Below are 8,055 nucleotides of genomic sequence, written 5' to 3'. Positions count from 1 at the left end.
CCGCCCGCCGCACCACCTCTCCTTCGGCCAGCGCCGCCGGGTCGCCGTGGCGACCGTCCTCGCCATGGAGCCGGAGATCCTGGTCCTGGACGAGCCCTCGTCCAACCTCGACCCGGCCTCGCGCCGCGAACTGGCCGACATCCTGCGTTCGTTGGACGTGACGGTGCTCATGGTCACCCACGACCTGCCGTACGCGCTGGAGCTGTGCCCGCGCTCGCTGATCCTGAGCGACGGGGTGATCGCGGCGGACGGTCCGACCGGCGAGCTGCTCGCCGACGACGCGCTGATGCGCGCCCACCGTCTGGAGCTGCCCTTCGGCTTCGATCCGCGGTCCGTGACAATGGGCGCGTGACGCGTCAAGACGACGAACGGCCCACCGGGTCGCTGCTGCTGGACGACCAGCTGTGCTTCGCGCTGTACGCCGCTCAGCGCGCGGTGACGGCGGCGTACCGGCCACTCCTGGACGAGCTGGGGCTCACCTACCCCCAGTACCTGGTGCTGCTGGTGCTGTGGGAGCGGGGCGAGACCACGGTGAAGGAGCTGGCCGCGGCGCTGCGCCTGGACTACGGCACGGTGTCGCCGCTGCTGAAGCGGCTGGAGGCGGCGGGGCTGGTGCGCAGGGAGCGCTCGGCGCGCGACGAGCGCTCGGTGCTCGTCACGGTCACCGGGCGCGGGGAGGAGCTCCGGGAGCGCGCGGCGCGCGTGCCCGGCGCGCTGCTGACGACGACGGGGGTCGGCGCGGCGGAGGTCGTACGGCTGCGCGAGGAGCTGTGGCGGCTGGCGGAGCGCGCCGAGGCGGCCTCGCGGCGCCGCTGATCCGGAAAGTTACCCACGGTTGCGCCCCCGGACGGGGACAGGCGGCCTACCGGCCAGTACCTTGTGCACGATGTACTTGCGCACACCTGTTCCGGGGAAGGCCGACCATGACTGACGGCACCGCCGCCGACACCCGCCCGACCAAGATCGTGTACGTCGCCGAGGCCACCGCGCACGGCGGCCGGGACGGCTACGTCACCAGCCAGGACGGCCACATCGGCCTGAAGGTCACGATGCCGCCGGCCCTGGGCGGCACCGGCGAGGGCACCAACCCCGAGCAGCTGTTCGCCGCCGGGTACAGCTCCTGCTTCCACAACGCGCTGATCCTGGCCGGCAACCGCGCGGGCTACGACCTGACCGGCTCCACGGTCGCCGCGAAGGTCGGCATCGGCCCCAACGAGCAGCGCGGCTACGGCCTCGCCGTAGCCCTCAGCGTCTCGCTCCCGGTCCTGGACCCGGACGTCGCGGCCGAACTGGTGGACGCGGCCCACCAGGTGTGCCCGTACTCGAACGCGACGCGCGGCAACATCGACGTGACGATCGTGCTGGGCTAGGGCGTGTTTCGAAAGTCCCGCCTGCCCCGCGACGCTCCCCCAGCCTGGCGGCTGGGAGGTGCCCCCAGGCACGGCGCCTCGCCGCGTTGCCGGGATCGTCCGCGTACGCCCAGTACGCGGACGACCCTCCGCCTTGCGATGCACCGCACCGGGCGCCGCGGCGCCCGCCCTCCGGGCGGACGGCGCTACTTTCGAAACACGCCCCAGACCCCGGCCGGCATCCGGCGGACGTGGGCTCCGCGCACGCGCGGAGCCCGGGCCGTCCTAGATGTGGATGGGCTGCGACGTGCGGCCCGACGCGTCGTCGATCTCGGTGTGTGCCTTGGTCAGGAGCTCCATGGCGAGCTCGTTCAGCGCCCTCGCTCCGGCGATCTCCTCACCGACCCGGGGCTGATTGGAGTCGGTGTGGTGCCGGCTGGCCCGCCCGTGCGCCCGGACCTCGCTGCCGTCGGGCAGACGGACCAACGCCGCCGCCCTGGTGTGCTGTTCGTCCTCCTTGAACTCCAGCTCGACGTGCCATCCCACAGCGGTCTTCATCATGGCGATCACCTCCGGAACACCTGCTTCCAGAGTGCCCCTCACCCGGCCCTCACGCACCCAAGAACCGCCCCTAACCGGCGCGCAGCATCAGCCCGATCCCGACGACCAGCAGCCCCGCGGCGGCGATGCGCGGCGCCCCGAAGCGCTCCTTGAAGAACACCGCGCCGATCGCGGCACCGACGATGATCGACGATTCCCGCAGTGCGGCGATCGGTGCGAGTTCCGCCCTCGTCTGCGCCCACAGCACCAGCGCGTACGCCGTCACGGACAGTGCCGCCCCGAGCAGTCCGAGCCCGGCGTACGGCCGGAGCACGGCCGCCGTACGCCCGCGCCAGCGCCACACCGCGTACACCGGGATCACCGCGCCCTGGATCGCCATCAGCCAGGCGATGTACCCGAGGGAGGACCCCGAGGCACGCACCCCGAGCCCGTCGACGACCGTGTACGCCGCGATGGACAGCCCCGTGGCCAGCGCGGCGCCGATCGCCGCCCAGTCCGGCCGGTGCCCGCGCAGCCCCCACAGGGCGACACCGGTCAGCCCGGCGCAGGACAGGGCGATGCCCGCGGCCACCCGGCCGTCGGGCACCTCGTGCGCGAAGAGGGCCGCGAGCGCGGTGACGACCAGCGGCGCGGTGCCGCGCGCGATCGGGTAGGCCTGCCCGAAGTCGCCGAGCCGGAAGGACTTCATCAGCAGCGCGTAGTACACGATGTGGATGGCCGCCGAGGCGAGCAGGTACGGCCACGCGCCGTGCGCCGGGAGCGGGACGAACGGCGCCATGGCCAGACCGATCAGCAGACCCCCGCCCGCGATCAGCGTGAACCCGACCAGCTTGTCGGTGATCCGGTGGGCGATCGCGTTCCAGCTGGCGTGGGTGACCGCCGCGAGCAGCACGGCCGCGGTGACGGCCGGCGTCACGAGGTGTGCTCGCGCACATCCACGAGGGTGCCGCCGGCCTGGGCGACCAGTGCCTTGGGTTCCATCGGGAAGACGGCGTACGGGGTTCCGGCGGCCGCCCAGATCACGTCGTGCTCCAGCAGCGACCGGTCGGCGAGCACCCGCGTCCGCGTCCGGTGCCCGAAGGGCGGTACGCCGCCGATGGCGTACCCGGTGGTCTCCCGTACGACGTCGGCCCCGGCCCGGGTGACCTTCCGCGCGCCGAGCTCCTCCCGCACGCGCTCGAGGTCCACCCGGGAGGACCCGTCCATGAGCACCAGCACCGGCTCCCCGTCCACGGCGAAGATCAGCGACTTGCAGATCTGGCTCAGCTCGCAGCCGATGGCCGCGGCGGCCTCGGCGGCGGTCCGGGTCGCCTCGGGGAACCGGCGGGCCTCGGCGATCAGCTCCCCGAGCCCCAGCTCACGCAGGGCCTCGGCGAAACGGGGGTGGGCTGCGGACTCGGGTGGCGTCGTCATGGAGGGCAGGTTAACTGCTGCGTACAGACGTCGTGCGCGGATTTCCCGTCGCGGATTCCCCCTCGCGGAACTCCCGTCACGGACGAGGCCGGTGAGGGTGCGCCGTCCCCACGGCACCCTCACCGGCCGGTCTCTCAGCCGAGCCTCGGGCTCACGCCCGTACCAGTTCCCGGTCGGCGTGCTCCGGCCGCTGCTCGGTGCGCAGGCCCTCGCCCTCCACGTCCACGTTGGGCAGGACGCGGTCCAGCCACTTCGGCAGCCACCAGGCCCGGCGGCCCAGCAGGGCCAGGACCGCCGGCACGATCGCCATGCGCACGATGAACGCGTCGAAGAGCACCGCGACCGCCAGGCCGAAGCCGATCATCTTGACCATCGACTCGCTGGAGCCGATGAACCCGGAGAAGACGGCGATCATGATGACCGCGGCGGCCGTCACCACCCGGGCGCCGTGCCGGAAGCCGGTCACCACGGCCTGGCTGGGCTTCTCCCCGTGGACGTAGGCCTCGCGCATCCGGGTCACGAGGAACACCTCGTAGTCCATGGCGAGACCGAAGACGACGCCCACCATGAAGATCGGCATCATCGACATGACCGGGCCGGTCTGCTCCACGCCCATCAGGCCGGACAGCCAGCCCCACTGGAAGACCGCGACGACCGCGCCGAGCGCCGCCAGCACCGACAGCAGGAAGCCGAGCGCCGCCTTGAGCGGGACGAGGACCGAGCGGAAGACCACGATCAGCAGCAGGAAGGCGAGGCCGACCACCAGGGCCAGATACGGCAGCAGCGCGTCGTTCAGCTTCTGCGAGACGTCGATGTTCACCGCCGTGGAGCCGGTGACCAGGACCTTCGCGTCCGTCCTGGCCTCGATGTCCGCGCCCGCGCCGCGGATGGCGTGCACCAGGTCCTCGGTGGCGGCCGAGGACGGCTTGGACCGGGGCACGACGGTGACGATCGCGGTGTCGCCGGCCTTGTTGGGCTGCGCCGGAGTCACCGTCACGACGCCCTTCAGGCCCTTGATCTCGTCGGTGACCTTGGTGAAGGACGCCTGCGCGTCGTCGCTGCCCTTGGCGTCGACCACGACCATCAGCGGGCCGTTGAAGCCGGGGCCGAAGCCCTCGGAGAGCAGGTCGTAGGCGCGGCGCTGGGTGGTGGAGACGGGCTGGGAGCCGTCGTCGGGCAGGCCCAGTTCGAGGGAGGCGGCGGGCACCGCGGCGGCGCCCAGGCCGATCACGCCGAGCAGCAGCACGGCGACCGGACGGCGGACGACGAAGCTCGCCCAGCGCGCGCCCATGTTCGGCCGGTCCTGCTTCTCCGTGTCGCGCCCGCGGCCGAGCAGCCCGCTCTTCTCGCCGGCCGGCCTGATCTTGCGGCCCGCGTAGCCCAGCAGCGCCGGGATCATCGTGAGCGCGATGAGGACGGCGACGGCGACCGTGCCGGCCGCGGCGATGCCCATCTTCGTCAGCATCGGGATGTTGACCACGGACAGGCCGACCAGGGCGATCACGACGGTGAGGCCGGCGAAGACCACCGCGGAGCCCGCCGTGCCGACGGCCCGCCCGGCCGCCTCCTCGTGCGCGCGGCCCTCGGCGAGCTCCCCGCGGTAGCGGGAGACGATGAACAGCGCGTAGTCGATGCCGACCGCGAGACCGATCATCGAGGCCAGGATGGAGGTGGTGGAGCCCAGGTCGAGGGTGACGGCGAGCGCGGTGATCGTCGAGACGCCGATGCCGACGCCGATGAGCGCGGTCAGCAGCGGCAGGCCGGCCGCGAGCAGCGAGCCGAGGGTGATGACGAGGACGACGGCCGCGATCCCGATGCCGATGACCTCCGCCGCGCCGGTCTGGGGCGCGGCGTGGAGGGCGTCGCCGCCGACCTCCACGGTCAGTCCGGCGTCCCGCGCGTGCTGCGCGGCCGCCTGCAGGGCGGTGCGGGAGGAGTCCTCCAGCTCCATTCCGGGGACCTTGTAGTTCACCGACGCGTACGCGATCGCGCCGTCCCGGCTGACGGCCCCGGTGGTGTAGGGGTCGGTGACGGCGGCGACCTCGGATCCGCCGGAGAGCTCCTTGACGGTCTTCTTCACGGTCGCCTTGTTGCCGGCGTCCGTCATCTTCCCGCCGTCCGGCGCCTTGAACACCACGCGCGCGGTCGCCCCGTCGGCGCTCGCGCCGGGGAAGCGCTGTTCCAGCAGGTCGAAGGCGCGCTGCGCCTCGGTGCCGGGGATGGAGAAGGACGCGTTGCCCGCGGGGGGCGCGGAGGCGGCGCCGACGCCGGCGAGGGTGAGCAGTGCCACCCAGATCAGGGCGACGAAGTGCCGTCGCCGGAAGGCGAGGCGGCCGAGTCTGTAGAGGAACGTGGCCACGTTGGCGTACTCCCGGTCAGGTCGTGGGGTTTGTTCTGGGCAGGGGTCATCGGCCCGACGACGTGAGCGGTTCGGCGTCAGGTGCTACGAGGGGTGGGGACCCGTCAGGAGGTGGGCACGCCGAGGGCGGGGAGGACCACGGCGTCGATGTACGAGGTGAGGAAGGTCCGTGTCGGCGGCTGGTCGTCCAGCAGTGTCCGGGTGGCGAACCCGCCGACCATCATGTGCAGCAGGAACTCCAGTGCCGGGCAGTCCGGCCGGAGCTCGCCCCGGTCCACGGCCCGCTGCAGCATCCGCCGGAACTCGGCCATCTCCGGTTCCACCAGCTGTTCCCGGAGCGCCTGGCGCAGGTCCGGGTTGTGGTGGATCGCCATGGCCACGCCCCGCATCAGCGCGGAGTTGCGCTCCACGGTGCAGTCGTCCTCCAGCGCCACGAGGGCGTGCAGGTCGCCGCGGAGCGTGCCGGTGTCGATCTCCTCGGTCCGGGTGGGTTTGCCGTGCCGGATGGCCTTCACCACCAGCTCGGCCTTGCCGCCCCACTGGCGGTAGAGGGTGGCCTTGCTGGAGCGGGTGCGGGCGGCGACGGCGTCCATGGTGAGGGCGTCGTAGCCGACCTCGCGGAGCAGGTCGAGCACGGCCTCGTACAGCTCGGCCTCGCGCTCGGGCGTGAGACGGCTGCGACGCGGGGATGCGACCTCAGCCACTTTCTTCCGCCTTCCCTCTCCGAACGGTGCGGTTTCGTACGCCACGAATGTAGCGCAACGCCCGAGCGAAACGAAACGGTTTCGTACGTGGGTTGGGTCACGGTTGTTGAGTCCCCATAAGTTGCTGCGGACCATACCCGGGCAAAGCATGGGAAGGTGAGCTATCTGCGCCTGCCGCACCTCAGCGGCGACCTGCTGTGCTTCGTGGCCGAGGACGACCTCTGGCTGGCGCCCCTCGACGGAGCGGACCGTGCCTGGCGGCTCACCGTGGACCGCACCAAGGTCGGCCACCCCCGCTTCTCGCCCGACGGGCGGCACATCGCGTACACGAGCTGGCGGAGTCTGGTGCCCGAGATCCACCTGGTCCCGGCGGACGGCGGACCGGGCCGGCAGCTGACGTACTGGGGCAGCACCGACACCCGCGTGTGCGGGTGGGCACCGCCCGACGAACACGGCCACCTCGACATCCTCGCCGTCACCTCCCACGGCGAGCCCTTCTCCTACTTCACCTCGGCCTACAAGGTCGGCACCGACGGCTCTCCCGGCCGGAAGCTGCCCTGGGGGCCGGTCGCCGACCTCCAGGTCGCCGACGTGGACGGCGTGGACGGCGGGCACAAGACCCTGCTGCTGACCGGCACGCCGCCGCACGAACCGGCCTCCTGGAAGCGGTACCGGGGCGGCGCGACGGGCCGGCTGTGGCTGCACGGGCAGCGGCTGCTCGCCGACATCGGCGGGCATCTGACCTGTCCGATGTTCGTCGGCGGCCGGATCGCCTTCCTCTCCGACCACGAGGGCGTGGGCAACCTCTACTCGTGCGCCCAGGACGGCTCCGACCTGCGCCGGCACACCGACCACGACGCCTTCTACGCCCGGCACGCCGCGAGCGACGGCACACGGGTGGTGTACCAGTGCGCGGGCGACCTGTGGATCGTGGACGACCTGTCCCCGGACTCGGTCCCGCGCAGGCTCGAGGTACGGCTGAGCGGGACGCAGGCGGGCCGGCGCCGCTACCACGTGCCGGCCGCCCAGCACATCGACGGCATCTCCGTCGACGAGACGGGCCGGGCCAGCGCGGTCGTCGTACGGGGCTCGCTGCACTGGCTGACCCACCGCGACGGCCCCGCGCGCACCCTCATCGACACGCCGGGCGTACGGATCCGGCTGCCGGAGATGCTCGGCGAGACCGGCCAGGTCGCCTACGTCACCGACGCCGAGGGCGAGGACGCCGTCGAGATCGCCCACCTCCCCCGCGCCACCGGCGCCCGCCCGCCCCGCCGCCTGGCCTCCGGCCGCCTCGGCCGCGTCCTGGAACTGACCTCCGACCCCGCCGGCGAACGCCTGGCCATGGCCTCCCACGACGGCCGCCTGCTGCTCCTGGACGTGGCCGGCGGCGGCTCGGACTCCGGCGGCGGCTCCGGCGGCTCGGGGGCGACGGGCAGGCCGGCGGGCGCGGACGGTCCCGCCGGCGGACCGGACACGACAGGAGGGCTCGCGGGCCCGGGGGCCCTGGGGGACTCGGAGGGCCTGGGGGACTCGGAGGGCCTGGGGAGCCCGGGGAACTCGGGGGGCCCGGAGGGTTCGGGGGGCTCCACGAACGCGGGCGGTCCCGCCGACGCGAGCGACTCCGCGGGTCTCGGCGCCCCCGGCGGCACGGCCGGTTCCGACACCC

General features: G+C 73.0%; 8 protein-coding genes and 1 pseudogene. 4 read left to right on the top strand and 5 right to left on the bottom strand.

Features of this window, described 5'->3' with window-relative positions; all coding sequences use genetic code 11:
- The 3 genes from RH94_RS44245 to RH94_RS22795 form a co-directional block, all read left to right on the top strand.
- Positions 1-352 (top strand): AAA family ATPase (locus RH94_RS44245; RefSeq protein WP_234425968.1); only part of this gene is annotated, 352 nt, incomplete at its 5' end.
- Positions 349-816, top strand: a complete 468-nt coding sequence (locus RH94_RS22800; RefSeq protein ID WP_073949432.1) for a MarR family winged helix-turn-helix transcriptional regulator — start codon at positions 349-351, stop codon at positions 814-816. The genes RH94_RS44245 and RH94_RS22800, both read left to right, overlap by 4 nt.
- Positions 817-923: 107 nt before the next feature.
- Entirely contained in the window at positions 924-1,370 is a 447-nt protein-coding gene (locus RH94_RS22795) for an organic hydroperoxide resistance protein (protein ID WP_073949429.1), read from the top strand.
- A gap of 264 nt (positions 1,371-1,634) precedes the next feature.
- Here the strand turns inward: RH94_RS22795 and RH94_RS22790 are convergent, their stop codons facing one another.
- From RH94_RS22790 to RH94_RS22770, 5 genes are all read right to left on the bottom strand, one after another.
- A complete protein-coding gene (locus tag RH94_RS22790) occupies positions 1,635-1,910 on the bottom strand; it encodes a DUF1876 domain-containing protein (RefSeq protein ID WP_073949673.1) in 276 nt (91 codons plus the stop codon).
- 70 nt (positions 1,911-1,980) lie between these two features.
- Positions 1,981-2,826 carry a DMT family transporter gene (locus RH94_RS22785; protein WP_073949427.1) on the bottom strand — a complete coding sequence of 282 codons (846 nt, stop codon included), beginning with the start codon at positions 2,824-2,826 and terminating at the stop codon, positions 1,981-1,983.
- Positions 2,823-3,323 carry a YbaK/EbsC family protein gene (locus RH94_RS22780; protein ID WP_073949425.1) on the bottom strand — a complete coding sequence of 167 codons (501 nt, stop codon included), beginning with the start codon at positions 3,321-3,323 and terminating at the stop codon, positions 2,823-2,825. Before RH94_RS22780 ends, RH94_RS22785 begins: the two co-directional genes overlap by 4 nt.
- Positions 3,324-3,474: 151 nt before the next feature.
- Positions 3,475-5,682: an MMPL family transporter gene (locus RH94_RS22775; RefSeq protein WP_073949423.1), complete on the bottom strand. Its 2,208-nt coding sequence runs from the start codon at positions 5,680-5,682 to the stop codon at positions 3,475-3,477.
- A 104-nt stretch (positions 5,683-5,786) separates the two neighbouring features.
- Positions 5,787-6,386, bottom strand: coding sequence for a TetR/AcrR family transcriptional regulator (locus RH94_RS22770; protein ID WP_073949421.1), 600 nt, complete (start codon positions 6,384-6,386; stop codon positions 5,787-5,789).
- Positions 6,387-6,542: 156 nt separating this feature from the next.
- Here RH94_RS22770 and RH94_RS38975 point away from each other — a divergent pair.
- A pseudogene (locus tag RH94_RS38975) lies at positions 6,543-8,055 on the top strand (S41 family peptidase); the annotation flags it as partial.

Origin of the sequence: Streptomyces kebangsaanensis (genome assembly GCF_001906585.1) — a bacterium.
GTDB classification, from domain to species: Bacteria; Actinomycetota; Actinomycetes; order Streptomycetales; family Streptomycetaceae; genus Streptomyces; species Streptomyces kebangsaanensis.
Note: the sequence above shows the minus strand (reverse complement) of the source record. Positions and strands in the feature narration are given on the sequence as shown.

What these genes read in the sequence shown, in the direction of transcription:
- RH94_RS22795 (WP_073949429.1), top strand. Translation starts at nt 924, where the DNA reads ATGACTGACGGCACCGCCGCCGACACCCGCCCGACCAAGATCGTGTAC.
- RH94_RS22790 (WP_073949673.1), bottom strand. Translation starts at nt 1,910, where the DNA reads ATGATGAAGACCGCTGTGGGATGGCACGTCGAGCTGGAGTTCAAGGAG.
- RH94_RS22780 (WP_073949425.1), bottom strand. Translation starts at nt 3,323, where the DNA reads ATGACGACGCCACCCGAGTCCGCAGCCCACCCCCGTTTCGCCGAGGCC.